The 20,240-nt window shown below is 66.4% G+C and carries 18 protein-coding genes and 3 pseudogenes; 9 read left to right on the top strand and 12 right to left on the bottom strand.

Going from position 1 to position 20,240, the window contains the following annotated elements:
* The first annotated feature begins 91 nt into the window (after positions 1–91).
* Positions 92–991 carry an MBL fold metallo-hydrolase gene (locus tag OG371_RS26680; RefSeq protein ID WP_329057907.1) on the top strand — a complete coding sequence of 300 codons (900 nt, stop codon included), beginning with the start codon at positions 92–94 and terminating at the stop codon, positions 989–991.
* Between the two features lie 265 nt (positions 992–1,256).
* The gene (locus tag OG371_RS26675) at positions 1,257–2,114 is read left to right on the top strand and encodes an NmrA/HSCARG family protein (RefSeq protein ID WP_329057906.1); all 858 of its coding nucleotides are present in this window, start codon (positions 1,257–1,259) and stop codon (positions 2,112–2,114) included.
* Between the two features lie 639 nt (positions 2,115–2,753).
* Here OG371_RS26675 and OG371_RS26670 read toward each other — a convergent pair.
* The 4 genes and pseudogenes from OG371_RS26670 to OG371_RS26650 form a co-directional block, all read right to left on the bottom strand.
* Positions 2,754–4,124 carry a carotenoid oxygenase family protein gene (locus OG371_RS26670; protein ID WP_329073274.1) on the bottom strand — a complete coding sequence of 457 codons (1,371 nt, stop codon included), beginning with the start codon at positions 4,122–4,124 and terminating at the stop codon, positions 2,754–2,756.
* Between the two features lie 72 nt (positions 4,125–4,196).
* Positions 4,197–4,735: pseudogene (locus OG371_RS26665) on the bottom strand (AMP-binding enzyme); the annotation flags it as partial.
* A 299-nt stretch (positions 4,736–5,034) separates the two neighbouring features.
* Positions 5,035–5,784: an SDR family oxidoreductase gene (locus tag OG371_RS26655; RefSeq protein ID WP_329057905.1), complete on the bottom strand. Its 750-nt coding sequence runs from the start codon at positions 5,782–5,784 to the stop codon at positions 5,035–5,037.
* A 100-nt stretch (positions 5,785–5,884) separates the two neighbouring features.
* Complete coding sequence (locus tag OG371_RS26650; protein WP_329057904.1) at positions 5,885–6,634, bottom strand: SDR family NAD(P)-dependent oxidoreductase; 750 nt, start codon at positions 6,632–6,634, stop codon at positions 5,885–5,887.
* Between the two features lie 118 nt (positions 6,635–6,752).
* Between OG371_RS26650 and OG371_RS26645 the strand changes: the two genes are divergently transcribed.
* The 3 genes from OG371_RS26645 (at position 6,753) to OG371_RS26635 (ending at position 8,733) form a co-directional block, all read left to right on the top strand.
* Positions 6,753–7,352, top strand: coding sequence for a TetR/AcrR family transcriptional regulator (locus OG371_RS26645; RefSeq protein ID WP_329057903.1), 600 nt, complete (start codon positions 6,753–6,755; stop codon positions 7,350–7,352).
* 134 nt (positions 7,353–7,486) lie between these two features.
* Positions 7,487–7,819, top strand: a complete 333-nt coding sequence (locus OG371_RS26640; RefSeq protein ID WP_329057902.1) for a transposase — start codon at positions 7,487–7,489, stop codon at positions 7,817–7,819.
* Positions 7,819–8,733: an IS3 family transposase gene (locus OG371_RS26635; RefSeq protein ID WP_329057475.1), complete on the top strand. Its 915-nt coding sequence runs from the start codon at positions 7,819–7,821 to the stop codon at positions 8,731–8,733. Before OG371_RS26640 ends, OG371_RS26635 begins: the two co-directional genes overlap by 1 nt.
* Positions 8,734–9,120: 387 nt before the next feature.
* On the opposite strand, the pseudogene OG371_RS26630 reads toward OG371_RS26635, so the two are convergent.
* Both OG371_RS26630 and OG371_RS26625 read right to left on the bottom strand, forming a co-directional pair.
* Positions 9,121–9,234 (bottom strand): annotated as a pseudogene (locus tag OG371_RS26630) (IS5/IS1182 family transposase); the annotation flags it as partial.
* Positions 9,235–9,294: 60 nt separating this feature from the next.
* Positions 9,295–10,067: pseudogene (locus OG371_RS26625) on the bottom strand (Y-family DNA polymerase); the annotation flags it as partial.
* Positions 10,068–10,611: 544 nt separating this feature from the next.
* Here OG371_RS26625 and OG371_RS26620 point away from each other — a divergent pair.
* Together OG371_RS26620 and OG371_RS26615 are read left to right on the top strand one after the other, a co-directional pair.
* The gene (locus tag OG371_RS26620) at positions 10,612–10,899 is read left to right on the top strand and encodes a transposase (protein WP_329057890.1); all 288 of its coding nucleotides are present in this window, start codon (positions 10,612–10,614) and stop codon (positions 10,897–10,899) included.
* Positions 10,896–11,780 (top strand): IS3 family transposase, encoded by an 885-nt coding sequence (locus OG371_RS26615; protein ID WP_329057889.1) that lies wholly within the window; start codon positions 10,896–10,898, stop codon positions 11,778–11,780. The genes OG371_RS26620 and OG371_RS26615 overlap by 4 nt, the downstream gene beginning before the upstream one ends.
* A gap of 166 nt (positions 11,781–11,946) precedes the next feature.
* Here OG371_RS26615 and istB read toward each other — a convergent pair whose 3' ends face one another.
* From istB to OG371_RS26595, 4 genes are all read right to left on the bottom strand, one after another.
* Entirely contained in the window at positions 11,947–12,735 is a 789-nt protein-coding gene (istB, locus tag OG371_RS26610) for an IS21-like element helper ATPase IstB (RefSeq protein WP_442875988.1), read from the bottom strand.
* Positions 12,735–14,252: an IS21 family transposase gene (istA, locus tag OG371_RS26605; protein WP_329057900.1), complete on the bottom strand. Its 1,518-nt coding sequence runs from the start codon at positions 14,250–14,252 to the stop codon at positions 12,735–12,737. The genes istB and istA overlap by 1 nt, the downstream gene beginning before the upstream one ends.
* Positions 14,253–14,715: 463 nt before the next feature.
* On the bottom strand, positions 14,716–15,264 hold the full coding sequence (locus OG371_RS26600) for a VanZ family protein (protein WP_329057899.1): 549 nt from the start codon (positions 15,262–15,264) through the stop codon (positions 14,716–14,718).
* An 89-nt stretch (positions 15,265–15,353) separates the two neighbouring features.
* Positions 15,354–16,490, bottom strand: coding sequence for an IS110 family transposase (locus tag OG371_RS26595; protein WP_329057898.1), 1,137 nt, complete (start codon positions 16,488–16,490; stop codon positions 15,354–15,356).
* Between the two features lie 426 nt (positions 16,491–16,916).
* Between OG371_RS26595 and OG371_RS26590 the strand changes: the two genes are divergently transcribed.
* A complete protein-coding gene (locus tag OG371_RS26590; RefSeq protein WP_329057897.1) occupies positions 16,917–17,300 on the top strand; it encodes a nuclear transport factor 2 family protein in 384 nt (127 codons plus the stop codon).
* Between the two features lie 393 nt (positions 17,301–17,693).
* On the opposite strand, the gene OG371_RS26585 is transcribed toward OG371_RS26590, so the two are convergent.
* Positions 17,694–18,521, bottom strand: coding sequence for an NAD(P)/FAD-dependent oxidoreductase (locus OG371_RS26585; protein ID WP_329057896.1), 828 nt, complete (start codon positions 18,519–18,521; stop codon positions 17,694–17,696).
* Between OG371_RS26585 and OG371_RS26580 the strand changes: the two genes are divergently transcribed.
* Positions 18,510–19,199 carry an oxidoreductase gene (locus tag OG371_RS26580; RefSeq protein WP_329057895.1) on the top strand — a complete coding sequence of 230 codons (690 nt, stop codon included), beginning with the start codon at positions 18,510–18,512 and terminating at the stop codon, positions 19,197–19,199. The two genes, OG371_RS26585 and OG371_RS26580, sit on opposite strands and share 12 nt — an antisense overlap.
* On the opposite strand, the gene OG371_RS26575 is transcribed toward OG371_RS26580, so the two are convergent.
* Positions 19,176–20,009, bottom strand: coding sequence for a hypothetical protein (locus tag OG371_RS26575; protein ID WP_329057894.1), 834 nt, complete (start codon positions 20,007–20,009; stop codon positions 19,176–19,178). The two genes, OG371_RS26580 and OG371_RS26575, sit on opposite strands and share 24 nt — an antisense overlap.
* Positions 20,010–20,240 lie beyond the last annotated feature (231 nt).

The following is a 20,240-nucleotide window of genomic DNA, read 5'->3' as shown; positions in this document are numbered from 1 at the left end:
ATACCCCTGCGATCGCGTGTGAGGCGAAAGCGTATTCCGGTGAGCCGGATTCGCATTGAGAGCCGCGGGCAGCACTCTTAGCGTCGAGCCTATGACGAACGAGAGCGTGCAGAACACAGTGCTGGGAGACGTCGAGATCATCCGGGTCGTCGAGTGGCAGGGCCCGTTCGCCCCTGCCCCCGATCTGCTCCCGGAGGTCGCGGGCGAACTGTGGAAGGACAACGAGGGCTGGCTGGTACCGGACCACTGGGAGCCCAACAGTGACCGGGCGGTGATGGCGGTGCGGACCTGGGTGCTGCGCAGCGGTGGGCGGACCGTGCTGATCGACACGGGCATGGGCGACGGGCACCAGCGGCCGAGTAGGCCGGAGTTCCATCTCTGGCGTGGTGACCTCCTCGGAGGACTCGCGAGGGTCGGCGTTTCCCCGCAGGACGTCGATGTCGTGGTCAATACGCATATCCACGTCGACCACGTCGGCGGGAACACTGTCGACGCAGGCGGGGAGTGGGTTCCGGCGTTTCCCAACGCTCAGTACCTCATTCCTGCTGCGGACGACGCGCACTTCGAACCGGGCAATTCGGAGGGGAATGGCCTGCAACCGGACGATCGCCTCATCTATGAAGACAGCATCGCGCCCATCCACCGGGCGGGACAGGCCGTGCTGTGGGACGGTCGTCATCGTATAGACGAACACCTCGTCTTGGAGTCCGCGCCCGGCCACACCCCCGGCTCGTCCGTGCTGCGGCTGGCCTCCGGAAACGAGCGGGCGGTCTTCGTCGGAGATGTGCTGCATAGCCCTGTGCAGATTCTCCATCCCGACTGCAGCAGCTCTACCTGCCTGGCCCCCGAACAAGCCGCCCGTACGCGTCAGCGGATCCTCCACCGGGCAGCCGATAAGCGGGAACTGCTCGTGCCTGCACACTTCGGCGGTACCGGTGCTGTGGAGATCCGGCGGGACAACGGTGGATTCATTCTAGGCGAATGGGCGTGAATGAAAGACGTTCCTCCCGAGCCGGCCCGGCAGCTCCGCATGGTCCCGCACCAGCTGACCAGCCTCGCACGGGTGCGGATCGAGCACGTCGTGCAGTGTCGATACACAATCCCGAGCTCAAGGAGCGCTCTCGGACATTACGACCGTGAGTCGAATTCCACCGGAAGCCGAGTCGAGCTGCGTCGACACCCGTCTCCAACCTTCTAATCGAGATCTCTTGCGACGTTCCGACACTACTTACTACATTCAAGAGAGCATGAAATCTATGTCCAGTGAAAACGTGGTTCTTGTTACTGGCGGAACCGGGAGTCAGGGCGGTGCGACGGTCACTCACTTGCTGGCAGCGAAGAAGGTTCGCGTGAGGGTATTGACGCGTAACGTGGAGTCACCGAAGGCCAAGGTCCTGGCCGCGCGTGGCGTCGAGCTGGTCAAAGGCGACTTCGACGACATGGCTTCGCTTAAGGCCGCGTTGGCCGGCGTCTCCGCCGCGTATTCAGTGCAGCAATGGACCGAAAAGGGCGGAACCGAGGCAGAGGGGCTGAACGGGAAGCGGTTTGCCGATGCGGTAAAGGCATCGGGCAGCCCTCATCTCGTCTACTCATCGGCGGAGGGGGTCGAGCGGAACAGCGGCCTCGGCCACTACGAGAGCAAATGGGCGATTGAGCAGCACATTCGTGAGCTAGGACTCCCGGTCACGATTCTGCGTCCGGTCGGTTTCATGGATGCGTTGGCCGTCCCGCCGATACAGCGCGCAATGTACCTCGGAATGTTCAAAGCGAACTTGGGAGTTTCGCTCCGCGTTCAATTCGTGGCCACCTACGACATCGGCTGGTTTGCCGCGCGCGCGCTCGAAGAGCCAGAACGCTACGCCGGACGCATCATCCCGCTTGCTGGGGATGAGTTGAACATCACCGACATAATCAGGACCTTCAAGACCGTAACCGGGCATAAGCCCTGGGCGGCGCCAATTCCCGTCTTCGCAGCCAAGAGATTGGTGCCGACGGAGTACGGGGACATGTTCCGCTGGATTCGCGAAGAAGGCTTCAAAGCGGACATCGCCAAGGTGCGGCAAGAGTATCCCCAGCTACTCACCTTTGGCGATTGGCTGAAGAAAATACTCTGACGCACCGCCACCGAAATGATCGACGAGTGGGAAGCGGCGGCGAGTCCCGGCCTCGGTGAGTGATGAGTGCTGTCGGAGGGGCGGGTGAGGCTGCATCAACCGCCCGAGATTCCCAGTGCAGCGAGCTTGTCCAGGCGGCCTCTTGACCGGCAGGTGGAAAGAGGGGCCCGAGTTCCATCGCGGCGAGGGGTCGGTCTCTTGGATGGCGAGGAGGACTTCGGTTTCGGGGACGCCGGTGATCTCGACCCACATCACTGAGAGCTGCCGGAGCATGGTCGGCCGCCCTCGATGTCACGGCCCTCGCGGATGTTGCCCCTGCGTCAACCAGCCCCGGCCAGGCGGCGCGACCATCCGCCAGATCCACACATGATGGCGCCTCATCAGCGCCAGCCAGCCCACCGGCCACTACACCGCACTTCGCCAACGTCTCGACAACTTCGCAGACATGCTCGCCGCCACCATCGACGTCAGGTGCCGTCGTAGCGAGACAGCCCAGGAACACTGTGACGATCAGGACATCGGGCTCTGAGGCCTGTGTTCCCGGTGGCGAGTCGTGTATCGGGCTCGATGCCAGGGTTCAGCGCGCCGACTTTGCCGACGTAGACGACATCGCGGGCACCGCCCCACCGCAACAAGGCTTCAGTCGGCGATCCAGTTGCCGTGGAAGCCGAACGGCACGCGCACGGGGAGGTGGATCGTCGCGACCGGGTTGGCGAGATCCTGCGCGTGCCGGATGACCACGTCACAGCGTTCGGTGGCCACGTCGTGGACGTAGGCCATCAGCCAGCCGTCGTCTTCCGCGGCGCTGTCGGACGTCGGGACGAAGACCGTTTCCATGGTGAGCATGCCGCGTCCGTAGTCGACACTCTCGCCGGTCCCGCGTTTGACGTCGTACTTGAGCAGTCCGGTGAAGCCCTTCGGCACATCGTCGGAGGTGACCGTATAGGAGTACCGGTAGTCCTGACCGACCAGGCGCTCGTCATGCCGCGGGAATTCCTGTGCGTGGTCATCCAGCAGCTGCTCGGTCACCGTGCGGGTGGCCGGGTTGACCGTCCAGCGGTAGAGGTGAGCGTCATCGGCGAACGGTGAATGGCTGTTCGTGCGGAACATTGATTCGTAGCGCACCACCTCCATGACAACGGTGCCGTCATCCGCGTCATAGGCGTTGCCGGTGTGAAATACGAAAGGCGTGCCCGGCAGCTCGCACCAGACGACGTCCTCGGCACTGCCCTCTCGGGGCAACAGGCCTACGCGCGAGCCGTGTCCAGGGTCCCAGATAAACGGCACCGAGTCACCCCTCTGCATAGCCTCCATCGAGAACGTCACCGGCATGTCCATGATGACGATGTATTTCGCGGTTAGGCACGTGTCGTGCACCATCGGGCGCCCCGGCAGGGGAACGTCGACGATGCGACGGACCAGGCCCTCGGTCGTGACGACCTGATATTGGACCTTTTCGTGCTCGGGCACGTAGGTAATCGCATGCGTCTCCCCTGTCACGGGATCGAGGCGAGGGTGCGCGGTGAAGGCGTCGCCCATCGTCCCACCGAAATTAGACCGCCTCTCGGTCGCGAGTTCATAGGAGAGCAGCATCGGAAGGGACCCCGCCTCAGTGAGCGCGTAGGTGCTTCCTCCGATTTTCATCACGTGCGTGTTGTTGGCGAGGTCGAAACCCCGCGTCGGTCCTGGAATCGGCGGCTCGCCCAGCGCCTCCAGCACCTTCGTACCACGGACAAAGCGATTGCGATACCACTCAGCCTTTCCGTCACGCAGGCGGACGCCATGCAGCATTCCCTCTCCGTTGAACCAGTGATGGTTCACCGGATCGGTTACCGGGGAGACCGGATTGGGTCCGACACGAAGCAGGCGGCCCGACAACTCCGCGGGGATCTCTCCGTCGACCGCGAGATCATAGGCCGTGACTTCTTTCTGAACTGGCGCATAGTTGCCCGTGACGTAGAGGCTGCCGTCTCGACTCAGCGGGCCGGCCTCCGTATTTTCCACTGTCATGATTACTCCTTCTGTTCTAACAGTCTCGAGAGACGTTGACTCAATGGTCCAGGATCGGCGCGACAGCGTGGACAGCGAAGGGAAATCCTCCCAGCGCCATTCTCCGGTCGGCCGCCCGCCGTCTTTTCGATCGTCTGGGTCGCGGTGGCGCAGCTCGACGCGGCGGATATTTCCGGAAATGGTCTTCGGAAGGTCGAGGAACTCCAGTCGACGCACCCGTAGATAGCCGGGAAGCCAGCCCGCGACGAATCCGAGGATGCTCTCGGCCAGCTCGGCTGACGGCTCCCTTGCCGGGCGCCAGTGCGACGTAGGCCTTTCGGCACGGTGAGCCGGATGCGGTCCGGCGCTGGCACGACGGCGGCCTCGGCCACGGCGGTGTGCTCGATCAGGACCGACTCGAGCTCGAACGGGCTGACCTTGTAGTCCGGGACTTGAAGACGTCATCGGTGCGCCCGACGAAGGTGACGTAGCCATCCGTGTCGCGGCTCGCGAGGTCCCCCGTGTGGAAGAAGCCGCCCAGTTTGGCCTCGGTCCTTGGCCCGATCGTCGTACCGCGTCATCAGTGGCAGCGGCTTGCCGTGCCACAGATCGAGGCATAGTTCGCCCTCGTCATGTCGGTTGTTCAAGAGAGCTGCAGGTCACCCGCCGCTCGCGGCCGATCAGCACACCGACAACCTGCTGCACAGCCAGCCGCGCTGCCTCGACGAACGCGCCGCTGCTATCGGCAAAAACCGCTGGTCGGCCTTACGACGAGTCACCCTGTGCCCGCATCGGATCAGCCCAATCGTCCAAGCTGCACTCATGCTCACCTACCACGAACACCACGGACGCTACTGAGAAAACCCCATTGGGGTCCTTTGGGCCAAGCGGGATCCGGACAACCGTCGGATGGGTGACGCGACCCACCGTATCAGTATGCAAGCTCTCCGATACCGCCATCAACACGCAGCACGGTGCCGACGGTGTAGGCGGACTCGTCGGAGGCGAGATAGACCGCTGCCTTCGCGACCTCGATTGCGGTCCCGATACGATGGAGAGGCACGACCTTCCGCAGGTCGTCGTAGATGGCGGCCTGGGCCTCAGCGCCAAGCGGCTTGAATACGTCGGTGAGGGTCGGCCCCGGGCTCAGCCCGTTGACCCGGATCCCCCGGTCCTTAAGCTCATAGGTCAGCCCCCGGGCATAGGACAGCAGGCCCGCTTTAGCGGCACCGTAGACCGTCGCATTCTCGTGTCCGACGAAAGCGGAAACTGAACCGACGAGAATGACCGAGGATTGCTGCGAGAAGAGTGGCAGCAGGGATTTGATCAGGAAGAACGGCGCCTTGAGATTGGTGGCGACGATCCCGTCGAATGCCTCCTCGGTCCATTTCTCGATCGGGAGATGAGTGACGTCGGCGGCGTTGCTCATCAGGATGTCGAGCTTCGGCCACTCCGCCTGCAGCCGCGCCGCGAGCGCCACCTGGCCGGGCACGTCGCCGGCGTCGCTGACAATAGGCAGCAGCGGGCCCTCCAGTTGCCGGGCAGCCTCATCCAGCTTTTCCTGCGAGCGACCAGTGATCGCGACAGTCGCTCCCTCGGCGAGGAACTGACGGGCCGTTTCGAGGCCGATGCCACTCGATCCGCCTGTGATCAGTGCGTGTTTTCCGTCAAGACGACCCATTAACCCATTCTCCTCGCTTGACGCCAGGGCGCGTGATTTGACAACAATGAAAGCTAACCCAGCCCGCGCGATGCGCAATTCGGCGACAGCGGGCCTCGAGTCAGATTGCGGTTCGGCCACCGTCGGCGGCCACGATCGCCCCGGTCATATAACTGGCTCGGTCGCCGGCGACGAAAGCGATCACCTGCGCCACCTCGGCCGGGTCGGAGGTGCGTTTGAGTGCGGTGGTCAGGCCCATGCCACCCATGTCCGGGCCCATCGCCGCGACCACCTTCGCAGTGCGCATCGGACCCGGAGCGACGGCGTTGATTCGCACGTTCGACGAGGCGAACTCCGCTGCCCAGGTGCGAGTCAACGATTCGAGCGCGGCCTTGGTGGCGCCGTAGACAGCCATGCCCGGCATGCCGAGGCCGGCTGCGGTAGAACTGACGTTGACGATGCTGCCGCCGCCATTGGCGGCCATTTTCGGCGCGAGCAACGCGGTGAGCAGGAATGGCGCACGCACATTGACCGCGAAGGCAGCGTCATAGTCTGTGATGTCCTGCTCGGTAGTCGACCCGAACGGGACGACGCCCGCATTGTTGATCAGGATGTCCACGGCTCCGGCCTCCTCGGCCAGCTGTTGCACGGCCGCCGGGTCGGCCAGATCGGCTGCAACGAAACGCACCGTCCCGGTGGACTCGCCACCGGCCGCGCCAAGGTCCGCGACGACCTGGGCACCGCGCTCCGGATCGGTGCCGGTGATGATCAGGCTGGCCCCCTCCACGGCCAGGAGCTTGGCCGTCGCGTGCCCGAGTCCGCCGATCGCGCCGGATCCGGTGACGAGTGCTGTCTTTCCTGCCAACTCCATCGCTTCGCCCTTTCGCGCCGGTCTCTGATCTACCGACTTCTGTGTAGACGTTCCAGAAGTAACATGATTGAAGCTACGACTTCTTGAACGTCCTGTCAAGAAGTCGTAGTCTAGGCAGGTGACACGGACCGGACGCCCCCGCGAGTTCGACAAGGACAAGACGCTGGCGCGCGCACTCGAGCTGTTCTGGTCGCGGGGCTACGGGGCGACCTCGATCCAAGACCTGGTCGATGTGCTTGCGGTCGAACGCGGCAGCCTCTACGGAACCTTCGGGGACAAGCGCCGCTTCTATCTCGACGCCGTCAGGCTCTACTGGGATGTGTACGAGCGACACCTGACCACAGCACTCGACGCCCGCCCACTTCTGCCAGCCCTTCGCGAGATCCTTACCCACCCAGCACGCTTGGACGAGATGATCTCCGACGTGGGCACACCGCACGGCTGCCTGGTCGGCAACACCACTGCCGAGCTCGTACCCCACGACAGCGAAGCCACAGAACTCGTTACCCGCTCATATCGTCGGTTCACCGAGATCGTCTCCGACGCACTTCGCCTCGCACAGGCCACCGGGGAAGTAACCGAAAACACCCATCCCGAGGCCCAAGCCCAGCTATTACTCTACATAGTCCAAGGCCTCTCGCTCGTATCTAGGGCGGGCCTCGACAGGACCGCAACGCTGGCCGCGATCGACGCGGCGCTCGGCGCATTGCGCGCGTGACCAAAACCTCGCCGGCGGCCAAGGGATGATCGACCGGCAGCTCTACGACGTCCACGTCCCGACCGCCGGCGTCGGTTGAGGTTCCCCCTGGGCGGTGGACACCGAGCTAGCAGGACTGCGGTCCTGCTGGAAGGATGTCCGTTATGCCTCCTCGTAAGCGTCGGTCGTACACGGCCGAGTACAAGATTGAGGCTGCGCATCGTGTGATCGACTCCGACCGCACGATCGCCGAGGTTGCCCGTGAGCTGGGGATCGATCCGGGGATGTTCAGTGTCTGGGTCAAAGACGAACGGCGGAGGATCGCCGCCGCCGGGGTCCACGGCGAGAAACCCCTGGAAGCTGCAGAGCAAGCCGAACTGCTGCGATTGCGCAGGCAGGTGGCCGAGCTGGAGAAGGACAACGCGTTCTTGGTAAAAGCGTCGGCGTACTTTGCCGCGATGCAGAAGAACCCGCGAGGTTCGATCTGATGGCGAAGTACGCCGGCCCCGACGAGCCCGCCGGCTCCACACCACCCGAGGGCACACGGTTCTCTGTCCTGCGCATGGCGCGGCTGCTCGGTGTCTCGACGTCCGGCTACTACGCGTACATGAAACGTTCCGCAGCAACGATGTTGACGCCCCGGCGGCAGCGCCGCGCTGATCTGGCGGTGAAGATCCTCGACGTACACACCGAGTCCGACGGTACCTACGGGTCCCCGCGGATCACCGCCGAACTACGGGCACGCGGTGAAACAGTGAACGAGAAAACCGTCGCGGCAATCATGGCCGGAATCGGGATCGAGGGCATCAGTCCCCGCACCTTCAAAGTCCGCACCACGGTGGTTGACCCGGCGGCGTCGTTTCCGCCGGATCTGGTGCGACGCAACTTCGACCAGGGCAAGCTCGACGCGGTCTGGCTGACCGACATCACCTACCTCACCTGCGGTGAGGGTGATCTGTACTTGTGCGCGATCCGCGACGGGCATTCCCGCCGCGTGCTCGGGCACATCGTCGCCGACCATATCGGTGCTGACATGGTCTGTGAGGCCATCGACGCGGCGGTGGCCTGCCGCAGCCGCGGTGTCGCCGGCACAGTGCTGCATTCCGATCGCGGTGGGGAATTCACGGCCGGGTTGACGGCGCGAGCCTGCGACCGGTACGGGTTGAAACGGTCGATGGGTGAGACCGGTATCTGCTGGGACAACAGCCCCGCGGAATCGTTCTGGTCAACGTTCAAGCACGAGTACTTTTACCGCCACACGTTCACAGTCAAGGCAGAACTTGTTGCTGCAGTTGACAAGTGGATCGGTCGGTACAACAATGAGAGGCGTCACTCGGCTATCGGGATGCTCAATCCTGTGTGCTACGAACAGTCCCTGACAGGCGCAGCGAAAGCTGCTTGAAGACCTGTCCACTGTTCGGGGGGAACCTCAGGTTGGCGGAGCAGACCGGTCCCGGTCGGGAGGTCAGACCTGGCGGTGACGCGGCGGGCGTGCGAGCTTGCCCGTAGCCACGCACCGGCCCGGGCCTCGACCCTGACAGGGGAGGAGCATCCCGATGAACCCATTCCAGCAACCGGCCCCGACCAAAGGCGCGCTACAGCAACTGCGCGGCCGGCTGCAGCGCGTGTCCCCCGGCAGCAACCCCGCCGTTCTCAACGGATCATTGACGAAGCCGACGGTGACTCGGCCGCTCACCGACGGGGACATCGTCATCCGGGTCGCACAGCGCGATCTCGCCAGCGGACAGTTCGCCCACTTCGACCGTGACGCGTTCCCGCCGGGCGTGCACACCACGCTCCCGCCTCGCTTCGCGACCAGCCGAACGAGCTTGCGGAACTGGCCTGGCTCCAGCCCGGTGAACGGGGTAATCCACTCCGGCTGCGACGCTGTGATCACCTGCACCACACCAACATGATCGACTATCGACCCCTCCGGCCTGGCACCGGGTTACGAGACATCCCTTAGCTCCGGCGGCAGCGCCCGCCGCAGTGGCGGCCGCTGGGACAGACCGCGCGCCAGTCGGTGCGCGATGATCGTCTCCCGGGGGAATCGGCCGGCGACGTCACGTTCGGCGAGCGCGGCGAAGTCGCCGAGGGTCCGTAAGCCGAGGCGGGTGAGCAGGCCGACCAGTTCGCCGCGGTCGTCGCCGGGCTGGTCGAGCTCGGCGACCGGCAGCAGTGCCAGGAACGCGGCCGAGCCGCCGGTGGGAAAGAAGATGCTGCGGCGGGCGGCGAGGGTCGCGGCGAACAGCCCATCGGCGATCCCGACCTGGCACTCGACCCCGGCGCTGGCGGAGACCTCGTCGATCAGGAGTTCGGCCAGGGGTTCTTCGCCGCCGAAGTAGCCGGCGGCGCCGGCGGTGGGTACGGCGACGATGCCGGGACGGACGACCTCGACGCCGACGGCGTGGGCTTCGACCGCCGCAGCGACCGGTTCGAACAGTCGGGCGTCCTGGTCCGGGTCGTGCTGGTGCACGACCAAGCTGGCGCAGCGGGACTGGGCGTCCCGGCGACGCATGCCGCGCCCGACGCCGTCGCGGCGCGCGGCGGCGGAGCAGGCCACGACCCGCTTCGCCGAGAAGACCGCAGCCGGGACCCGCGGCGGAGTGCCGGCCGCGGCACGTGGTCCCGGTGGCCCCGGTCCACGAGCGGCGCGAGAGTCCGCGCTTCGGCTTCCTTCACCAGCGCGGCTCCCGCGGCGACCACGGGCCAGTCCGGGCACCACAGCACCAGCAGTCGCGGCGTCGCCGCTCACGAGCGGACGCCGAGTCGGCACCTGGGGGCGGTAGCAGCGCGCTCGCCAAGGACGGAGCGCGACAGATCCCACGGCACCATGATCACCTCCAGCACCAGGTGCGCGTACCGGAGACACCCAGCGGGGAAGGCGCGGGCGAACCCGGAATCATCGGACATTTGTTCGTATCCTGTGGCGCGCGACGTCAGCTGTCAATCGATTGGCCGAGCTGTGACGACAGACGATAGTTGTCACATACAGGAGGTGGTTGTCACTGCGGGTCTGCTCGTTGCCGACTGATTGCGACCCCCAGTTATAGATGGCGTTCCCCAGGCTCTGTTGGCGGCAGGGTGGGCGGGGTACCCCTCGACCGGATCTTCGCGATCGTCGACGCCCCTCAACATCCGCCCGCACCACCCGAGCCGTAGACCCCACCCATCAAGGTCGTGTAAGTAGCCGCCATGAAGACTCGGCTACTCCCGCTGAGGTTCCCCCTTCGGGCCGGACACTCTGAGCCCAGACAGTGGTCTGGGGAAGGATGTCCTGGTGCCACGTCCGTCGAAGTATCCCGAGCAGTTCCGCAAGGACGCAGTCGAGTTGGTCCGCAACTCTGATCGTCCGCTGCGCCAGGTCGCCCGCGACCTGGGCGTGAACCACGAGACCCTGCGCAACTGGGTCAAGACCGCCGAGAAGCAGGCCGGGCAACCGTCCGCTGTGTCGGGCGCCGATCAGGACGAGCTGCGGACACTGCGTAAGCGGGTGGCGGAACTGGAGGTGGAGAAGGAGATTCTGCGGAAAGCGGCCGCCTATTTCGCGAAGGAGATGGGTCGTTGACCTGCAGCTACCGGTTCATCTCCGAACACCGCGCCAGCTTCGCTGTCGCACTGCTGTGCCGGGTCCTGGGTGTCCGCCGCCCCGGGTTCTACGAATGGATCGCAGCCGCCCCTGTCAGGGCCGCGCACGCCGCGACCGAGGAGGAACTGGCCACCGAGATCGCCGAGGTCCACACCGAGCACCGTGGGCGCTACGGCTGCCCGCGGGTCACCGTCGAACTGCGCCGCCGGGGCCGGGTGGTCAACCACAAACGCGTTGAACGGATCATGCGCCAGCGCCGGATCGTCGGGCTGACCCGCCGGCGCCGCCGGTCCCTGACCAAGCAGGACACGACCGCCGCACCGGCACCAGACCTGATCAGCCGGGACTTCACCGCCGACGCTCCCGGCGAGCGGTTCGTCGGCGACATCACCTACCTGCCCACCCAGGAAGGATGGTTGTATCTGGCGACCGTGCTGGACCTGCATACCCGGGAAGCGGCCGGTCACGCGATGGCTGAGCACATGCGTGCCGAGTTGGTATGCGATGCGGTCGATCTCGCCGTGGGACGTGGTCTGACCAGTGCTGATGCGATCTTCCACTCCGATCGTGGTTCCCAGTACACCTCCTCGACCTTCCGCGCCGCACTCACGGCGGCGGGTATGCGGCCGTCGATGGGGCGGGTCGGGTCGTGCTACGACAACGCCGTCGCCGAGTCGTTCTTCGCGACCCTCAAAACCGAGATCGGGACCCAAGTCTGGGCCACCCGCGACGACGCCCGCCGGGCAGTGTTCGCCTACCTCAGCTACTACAACCACGACCGTCTACATTCGACACTCGGATACCGAACACCCCACGAAACCCGCATCAGCTATCGTCAACCTATCGCCCTCGCGGCATAAAACCCCGGTGTCCGGATCCCGGGGGCAACCTCACGCCAACAAGTCCTGGGAAACTGTCAATGGCCAGTTTGTTCTCCCCGTAGGCGGCCGGATGTTCTCCCCAGTGGCGGCCAGCTGGATCTCCCCAACGGCGGCCAGATAATTCCCCGCCTGGTGGAGCTCGTGGTCAGTGCAGTGGTCTCACCCCCTGGCCGGAGGTGGCTTGCGCGAGCCGGAAGCTGTCACCTTGGGTGACGACGACGTGGGCGTGGTGCAGGAGCCGGTCGACCGTGGCGGTAGCCAGGGTCTTCGGCATGATCTCGTCGAACCCGGAGGGGTGCAGGTTGGAGCTGACGGCCAGCGCGCGTCGCTCGTAGGCAGCGTCGACCAGGCGGTAGAACCCTTCGGCGGCGTCGGGGCTGACCGGCAGCAGGCCGATGTCGTCGATGATGATCAGGTCGGTGCGGATCAGCCGGGCCAGGGCGCGGGTGATGGAGTCATCGACCCGGTGCCGGCGGACCAACGCGCCGAGGTCTTCGATGGTGAACCACGCGACGGTCAGCCCGGCCTCGATCGCGGCCTGCCCGAGCGCCTCACAAAAGTGTGACTTGCCGGTGCCGGACGGCCCGCAGATGCAGAGATTTTCCTTGTTCCGCACCCATTCCAGCGTCTTCAGGGAGTCCTGTGTGGGGCGAGCGATGGAGGAGGCTTGCTCGTCCCAGTCGCCGAAGGTCTTGCCCGCGGGGAACGCGGCGCGTTTGCGGCGGGTCCGCAGGTTCGCCGCGTCCCGCCCAGCGGCTTCCTCCGCGAGCAGCACCCGCACGACCTCCGCGGGGTCCCAGCGTTGCGCCTTCGCGGTCGGGATCAGGTCGGTCAACGCGCGCCGCAGGTGCGGCAGCTTCAGCCGTTTCGTCAAAGCGACAGCTTCGGCAAGTGGGTCGCCGGCGGAGCCGGCGACACGCAGTCCAGAGGTCATCACAGATCACTTTCAGAGTCATTGTCGCTGGCAGGAAGACCGAAGTTCGACCAGGCGGAGGTGCCCGGCTGCAGGCTGTGGTCCTCACTGGCCCGCGCCGGTTCGCCCGCGTCGCGGCCGGTGTGGTGGGTCAGGATGCGGATCAGGTCGTTCTCGGCGAACCGCCCGGCGATCGCCGCGATCCCGAGCGCCTGATCAACCTCCGCAGCCGGGTGCAGCTTGGCCAGGGTGACCGCTTCGGCCATTTTCGGGCGGATCCGGCGGACGCCTGCGGCCGCGGCCTCGGTCAGCCAGGCCGCCGCGCCGCTGCCCAGCGCGAGGAACGCGGCTTCCTCGGGCGAGGTGGCCCGCGGGATGCGATCGCCGTGGTGATCGGCGCGCGGCGGGTAGTGCTCGTCCTGGATCGACGGGTTTCCCGGTGTCGAGCGGGCGTGGCGGGCGACCTCGGCCGGGCCGTTCTCGTCGACCGCGGTGATGATCAGGTCGTCGCCGTGGAAGCGGACCCAGACCCGGGAGTCGACCAGCGGGTGCGGCACCGAATACCGCACCCCTTCGACCGAGACGGTGCCGTCCCAGTTGACGCGGCGGGTGGTGCCGAACGCGACGGTGAACGGCTTGCGGGTCAACGGATGCAGCCGCGTCCGTTCCTCCGCGAGTGCCTCGACGGGGCGGCGGTGGGTCTCGCGATGCGGCCGGTCGTTGACCTGCTCGCAGAACTCGCGGCAGGCGGCCTCCAGGTCGCCGAAGCTGTGATAGGCATCCAGCAGGTTGGTGTCGGTGGGGACCAGGTCCGCCTTCGCGATCCGCACCGTCGCCTCCGACCCGCCCTTGGTCTGCGGGTCCGCCGGAACACAGGTGCGGATCGTCATCCCGTAGTGGCGGCCGACCTCGACGATGTCGGGGTTGCGGACCGCGATCGAGGCGACGTGGTCCACCGACACCGTCTTTTCGTTGTCTGTCAACGCATACGTCGGAACACCACCAATCCGCCGCAGCGTGGTGTCCAGGCAGGCCACGATCGTCGGGAGGGTCTTGTCCATCACCGGGATCACCACCCGGAACCGTGACCAGGCCAGCCACGCGCACCACAGTTGCGTCTGCCGCCCACCGATTTTCGGGCCGTGGCCCCAATCCCACTGCAACCACAGGCCCGGCTCCACGACCCATGGCCGGAAGACCCGCCGCTGCCCGGCCCGCAGCCGCTGCTTGACCTGCGCGACAACGCGGCGGGTGGTGCGTTCACCGCCGGTGAAGCCCATCGCGGTGATCCGCCGATGCACCACGTCCGCGCGGACCTTGCCGTTCGACCGCACCACCAGCTCCTCGATCTTGGGCAGGTACTCGTCGATCGGGCGAAGCCGGTGCTCCCGCGCCACCGGCGCCTCGCCGGCCGCCCGCAGGGCCACATACCGCGCGACAGTGTGGTGGTCGCACCCGGCCAGTTCTGCCGCGGCGCGGTAACTCCCCGTGAGGTCATACGCCTCGAGGATCTCCATGATCTCCCTGCTGCTCTTCACGTCGCGCAGCCTCGCCGCACGACATCCCGGACTGTCTACCGGGGAGATATCTGGCCGTCCACGGGGAACCCGGTGGCCATCAGCGGGGCCTTATCTGGCCGCCTATGGGGAGTATTCACTGGCCGCTGACAGGAAACCGCGCAACCTGACAGGTCAGCCTGCCCACAGCCGCCATCTACAGCTGTGGGTCACACTGGTGCCTGATGGTGGTGGGATCGATCGTCGGGTCGACGCCGGGAGTGGGGCCAACGGCCCGCGAGAACTGTTGCGCGTCACACGATTTCGCCGCTCAACGTCGATCGACGTGTGTTTGATGCCTGCAAGCCATCAGTGGTAGGACTCGGCCACGTCGGTGAGCGTGAAGCCGTGTCAGGGGTCCTTCGTGCGGCCAGCCGACCATGGCCGTCGGCACCGACAGGGCCGGGCAGACCGTCCAGCCGGCACCGTCCGGTCAGGTGCTCAGTCACAGTCCAAGACGGTCGCCGGGCCGGATCTCGGCGTGACCGTCGGCGGCCTTCCTGACGACCGCGCGGTTGGTGAGCGCGATTGTGGCGCTGGCCAGGAGGACTGCGAGGATGGTGCCGATGGTGTTCATCGCCCAGTCGTTGGTGTCGCAGGCGCGCCCGATGGCGGGCACCAGGGCCTGGACGGCCTCGATCGCCGCGGAAATGCCCGCTCCGGCCACGAGCATCAGCAACGGTCGTCGCGTCGCAAGGGTCGCGAAAAAGACCGGCGGGAAAAACAGTGCCACGTTGGCCAGCAGTTCCACGCGGGTCACCGTGGGAACGGAGAACTGGACCACGCAGGCCACATAGTCCGCTGGGCTTGAGGCCGGCACGAGAGTCAGCGCGACGACGGGCAGCACGGACAGCACCACGAGCACCCGCAGGATTCGGTGCCCGTGCTGGCGGGTGCGCAAGATCAGGTAGCCGGCGCTGAGACAGACGACCGCAATCAGGAGCAACACCACTGGCACCAGCGCCGAGTTGTCCAGCAGGAAGTCTGTGATCATAAGGGACCTGATTGTACAGCCAGCAGCGTCACCCAGCCCCGGTGGGCCGCCGTGCAATCGTCAGCCGAAATCGCTCGATCTGGTGACACTCAACCGCGTCTTTTCTCGCTGCGCAGCCAGCCGTCCGCCCACCAGCCGGCCTCGAGCAGCGCGATTGCCGCCGCGGCGCAAGTGAACGCGATCGCCGTGGTGGCGCCGTTGCCGAGGTCGAGCAGGAACACCGACCGGGTGATCGGGAGCAGGAACATCAGCGACGACAACCCGGCCATGAGGCCTACCGGTGCGACCTTCCACCACTGGTAGGGCTGGGCGACGATGCCCAGCGCCCACAGCGCGATGGCGATGAGGGTGATCAACGCAGCCGTGCTCGCCTGGCCGCCGTCGGAGTCAGCATCGCGGCATGCGCCTGTAGCAGTCGCCAGGTCAGCTGCCCCTGCGGAGGGATTGCCTGCGGCCGGGCACGGCGAGGGTAGCCAGCAGTGCGAGGATTGGTGGCCGAACGCCTCCTCGGCCAGCGGCGGTTGCCGCAGCTGCGGCTTGCGAAGGTCGTTGAGCAGCTGCGCGGCCAAGGCCTCGATGCCGCGCTGACGGCCTGCCCGACGCAGAGCCGCGACGATGCGCGCCTTGGTGATGTTCGCAGCGGCGGCGGGTGTCGGCGCCAGCGCCAGGACCAGGACCGCGCGCGCTTCGGCGCTGGCGAGGTTGGTGGCGCTGCCCTTGGCGAACGCGGCGAGGAACCCGGGGTAGTACTCGCGCAGCACGGCGCGCAGTTCTTGCGTGGCGCGGGATCGCCGCCAGATGGCGTCCTGGGTTGCGCGGGACAGTACTGCGACGGCCTGGACCAGTTCGCTGTCGGCAGGCAGCGGCCGATGTGCGTGGGCGTCGGTGCGCAGGATGTTCGCCAACGTCATCGCATCGACGTGGTCGGACTTCTTCCGCGAGACGCTGTGTCGCTCGCGATAACGAGCCACCGCCATCGGGTTGATCGAGTAGACCCGCCGCCCGGTCTGGCGCAGGCCGGCGACCAACAGGCCGCGCGGGGTCTCGATCGCCACCGGGATCGGATCGGTCGCTGTGTCGCCGGCGTCGGCGAGCATGGCCAGCAACTCGGCGAAGCCCTCGGCCGAGTCGTCGATGCGGCGCTTGGCCACCAGGGCACCATCGGCGTCGACCAGGGCGACGTCGTGGTGGTCCTCGGCCCAGTCGATCCCGCAGAACACCTTCACTCTGAACTCCTCAGACTGGCTGTTTGCGCTGGTCAGAGACCCTGACGAGAACGCGCGGCGCCCTAATGATGAGGCTCTGCGGCCTGCCCTCCGATTGAGCCGTTCGCGATCCCAGCGATCCGCGCGGGCACCGGTCTCGACGGAGAACTCGACGGTTCCCGGTCACTGAGGTGTCCTCCGCGCGGACGGGCTCGGACGACGAACAAACTGCCCGATCAGGTGAACGGGTGAGACGCGGACACGCCGGTCGCGCCGCTCTATCAGGAGGACTCACAAGCCCAGGGACACCCAAGACGTCCACCAAGTGGAGTCAATCTCCGCTATGGTCGAGCCATAGCGGAGTGTCCACTCCGCTTCCAATGGAAAGAGGTACAGATGGTATCCCGTAACGACGCCACGAAAAGCCCAGCCGAGGTCGTGCGCGCGGTGATCGACAACGCGACTCGACTGATCATGGGCGACAACACGGACCGGGTCGCCGATCTGTACGCCGAACCAACTTATGTGCTGCACCCCCTGCAGCCGGACATCCCGCCATTGATCACCCACGACGATTTTCGCCGTCACGGCGCCGCCCTCCTCGAACGAATGGGCCGCCCCGACTCCCACCGTGCCGTCGACATCGTGGTGCACGCCACGATCGATCCCGAACTGGTCGTCACTGAGTTCCGTTATGAGACCACCCTGAACGGGGTCATCATGGTCACTCCGTGCGTCTGGGTCACCCGGGTGCGAGAGGGACGTGTCGTCGAAGCCCGCGACTACAACGGAGAACCCCGCCCGAGCGGGCCTACCCCGGGAACACGATAAGTACCGGCGCGACCGGAGTCGGATATCAGCGCTGCCGGTGGACCGGGTCCACCGGCAGCGGCCAGGTGCGGCGGTTCAGCGAGCCGCTCGTTCTTGGCCCGGGGGCCGTGCCCTCCGACGCCGCGGCTACCTCATTGGCTTCCGTGACAGATCCGCACCGCGCTGGCCAGGACCACTCCAAACCCCGGATGCCGCTCAACGGGCACAAGAGTCGACGGGCTGTGTATTCCACGGACTTGCCGCGATAGCTGGGATCCAAGGACCAGCGCTTCGACGTCGCTGTCGAACCTGACCGGTCGGTGAGTCTGCGCTTCGATGTGACCGTCCACGCGTCGCCGATAGCGCCGTCGTGAAGGCGTCCGCCACGCCGCTCTCCTCCGCGACCCCTCCCATTCACACCACCTCGCGAGCCCGCATTACGTCCGCTTGTGTCTCTTCGGAAGTCAGGTCGGCGTTGACCGCCGCAGCGACAAACATTCCCTGTGCCGCCGCGCTGATCACCTGAGCCGCGATGTCGCAGACGTTGCCCGCCACCCAGACGCCCTTGACCTCCGTCGCGCCGCTCGGGTCCGCCGCGTAAACCTCCGCGACTTCGCTCCCCATCGGATGCGCGACGGGCTTCAGCCCGAGGCTGTCGAGCACCGGCGACACGGCCACCATGCGCGGCCCGACCACGATCGTCTGCCGGGCGAAGACCCGGCCATCCTGCAGCCGCACGCCGTGCTGTCGGCCGTCAGTGATCTCAAGCCGCTCCACGACACCGGGAACAACCTCGATCCCGCGCGCGGCGAGCTGCTCAGCCTGGTCCGGCGGCGGCGCATCGGTGGTGTGCAGAATCAGCATCAGGCTGTCCGTCCACTGCCGGAACATCAGCGCCTGATGTACCCCCACCGGGCCGCTGGCCAGCACCCCGATCGCCTGACCGCGGATCTCCCAGCCGTGGCAGTAAGGGCAGTGAATCACGTCGCCGCCCCAGCGTTCGCGGACTCCGGGCACGTCAGGAAGTTCGTCGGTGAGCCCGCTGGTCACCAGCAGCCGCCGCGCGCCGATCGGCGCACCGGTTTCCAGCGCGACCTCAAACCCAGTACCTTCCGCCAGGCCTCCACCGCGTTTCCCGGCACCACTCGCCCGCCGACACGGGTGTCGGGACGGCGTGCGAGCCCTGGCCAGGCGCAGCGCACGCCGCACACAACGTGAGAGCGGCCGCGGTTGCGCCGACATGGTTGGACTCTGACATCCCTGTCGACGCGGGCTCGTTCTCCAGCTTGTTCGCCAGGCGAGCAGATCGACGAGGCGGAGATCGACGAGGTGATCGGCCACTTCGCCACCATGGCCGCGCGGGCCGATACCGCCGGATTCGCCGGTATCGAGATCCACACCGCCCACGGCTACCTGATCTCGCAGTTCCTTTCGCCGAACACAGATCGGCGCACCGACGAGTGGGGTGGATCACCGGCCAACCGGGCGCGGTTTCTGCTCGCGGTGCGGGTGGTGGTGCCGCTGGCCTTCGTTGTCGCGGTGAAGCTCAACGCCCCCAAATTCCGGAGCGGTGCGTTCGACCTGGACGACGCTCGTACGGTGATCCGGTTGCTCGGCGACCCGCGAGGCCTGTTTCCTGGAATTCGCCGAAACCCGCCTCTCGGTGGCGCCGGCACCATGACCACCGAGCTGGTCGTGGTTGCGGGCCTGCCGAACCACTGGCTCGCCGGTCAGGATCGGATCGCGCCGAATCCACGCCCTCCAGCATCCGCTGACCGGCAGGGCCGTGGCCGTCCGGTCTCGTGCCATGACGATGTGGCGACTGCTCCCCAGCCGCCTACTGCCGGTTCGTCCGTAACCGAAGGCTTTCGCTACCCGATCATCTGCGCAGGCTCGTCATTGACCGTCCCGGTCGACTGAGAACATCCAGCTACTGCGCTCATAGACGACCTCGAAGCCCAACCGCAGCATGTTGTGCAGGGACGGGTTGTGGCTACCGGGCTCCTCGGCGACGGTTTCAGCCACCAGCCACCGGCAACCAGCCTCCTGCGCGGCCCGGATGCGAGCGGCCAGCAGCGCGGACTGGCCACCAAGGCTGCGCGCCTCGGCCAGCGTCGCCCCGCCGAAGCATTGCCCGGTCTCACCGCGCACGAACAGCGCCCCCGTGCTGACGATCCTGCCCTCGATCCGCCCGGCGAAAGCCGACCAGCCGGGCCTACCGACCAGCGCCGTGAACAGGCCGGCCAGTTCCTCGACTGGTGCGCCGTAGCCGCGCACCAGCGTCGTGCCCCACTCACCCGCGTCCTGTTCTGACACTAACCCGACCTGTACCCGGGTCGGCAAGACCCCGCGCTGTTCCATGGTTTCGACAGGACAGGCCAATTTCGCCCGGCGGACACCTTCCCTGAGCCCGGTCCTGGCGCAGATCTCCGGCCAGTCCTCGGGCAGGACGGCCGGTGCCAGCAGGACCTCCCTGCTCGGCGCGCCCTGGGCCCGGTAGAACTCACCGATCTCCTCGATTAGCTCGATGGTCACGGGCGCGTTGAACCCGAAGCCCATCGCCTTGCTCCATGAGCTGATCGGGTCGTTACGCATGGCAAGAACGACGCCCCCGCCGATACGGGCGTGGCTGATGCCCAGCGCCGCGCGGATCCCGGCTGGTGCCCGGGTTTCGAAATCGAGCAGCGTCTGAGCCTCGGACGTTTCCGCGGCTTCGATCGAGATGGTCATCGCAGATGAGAATATTCAGTCGGCGAAGAATAGTCGAGCCACGTTGTCGGCCAGCACAGGTCAACGGCGAAGGACATGGCAGCCCGCCTGCTGCTGCGGCCGGGTGATCCGGTCGTCGCGATCGCGAACGCCTACGGCCCGCGCGGTGGTGCCGATCCCGTCCTGTGTGGATTTCGCGGCCGCGTCCACCCTGCTGATGAACGCTCTGACCGCCCGGGTCGTGCTCGACCT

It is taken from the genome of Amycolatopsis sp. NBC_01480, from assembly GCF_036227205.1.
GTDB lineage: Bacteria > Actinomycetota > Actinomycetes > Mycobacteriales > Pseudonocardiaceae > Amycolatopsis.
The sequence above is the reverse complement of the archived record's forward strand: the minus strand, read 5'-3'. Positions and strand labels throughout refer to the sequence as shown.

Bases quoted from the DNA above. Each gene is read 5' to 3' on its own strand.
- OG371_RS26680 (WP_329057907.1), top strand. From the start codon at position 92: ATGACGAACGAGAGCGTGCAGAACACAGTGCTGGGAGACGTCGAGATC.
- OG371_RS26675 (WP_329057906.1), top strand. From the start codon at position 1,257: ATGTCCAGTGAAAACGTGGTTCTTGTTACTGGCGGAACCGGGAGTCAG.
- OG371_RS26670 (WP_329073274.1), bottom strand. From the start codon at position 4,124: ATGACAGTGGAAAATACGGAGGCCGGCCCGCTGAGTCGAGACGGCAGC.
- OG371_RS26655 (WP_329057905.1), bottom strand. From the start codon at position 5,784: ATGGGTCGTCTTGACGGAAAACACGCACTGATCACAGGCGGATCGAGT.
- OG371_RS26650 (WP_329057904.1), bottom strand. From the start codon at position 6,634: ATGGAGTTGGCAGGAAAGACAGCACTCGTCACCGGATCCGGCGCGATC.
- OG371_RS26640 (WP_329057902.1), top strand. From the start codon at position 7,487: ATGTCCGTTATGCCTCCTCGTAAGCGTCGGTCGTACACGGCCGAGTAC.
- OG371_RS26635 (WP_329057475.1), top strand. From the start codon at position 7,819: ATGGCGAAGTACGCCGGCCCCGACGAGCCCGCCGGCTCCACACCACCC.
- istB (WP_442875988.1), bottom strand. From the start codon at position 12,735: ATGACCTCTGGACTGCGTGTCGCCGGCTCCGCCGGCGACCCACTTGCC.
- OG371_RS26600 (WP_329057899.1), bottom strand. From the start codon at position 15,264: ATGATCACAGACTTCCTGCTGGACAACTCGGCGCTGGTGCCAGTGGTG.
- OG371_RS26585 (WP_329057896.1), bottom strand. From the start codon at position 18,521: ATGTCGGCGCAACCGCGGCCGCTCTCACGTTGTGTGCGGCGTGCGCTG.
- OG371_RS26575 (WP_329057894.1), bottom strand. From the start codon at position 20,009: ATGACCATCTCGATCGAAGCCGCGGAAACGTCCGAGGCTCAGACGCTG.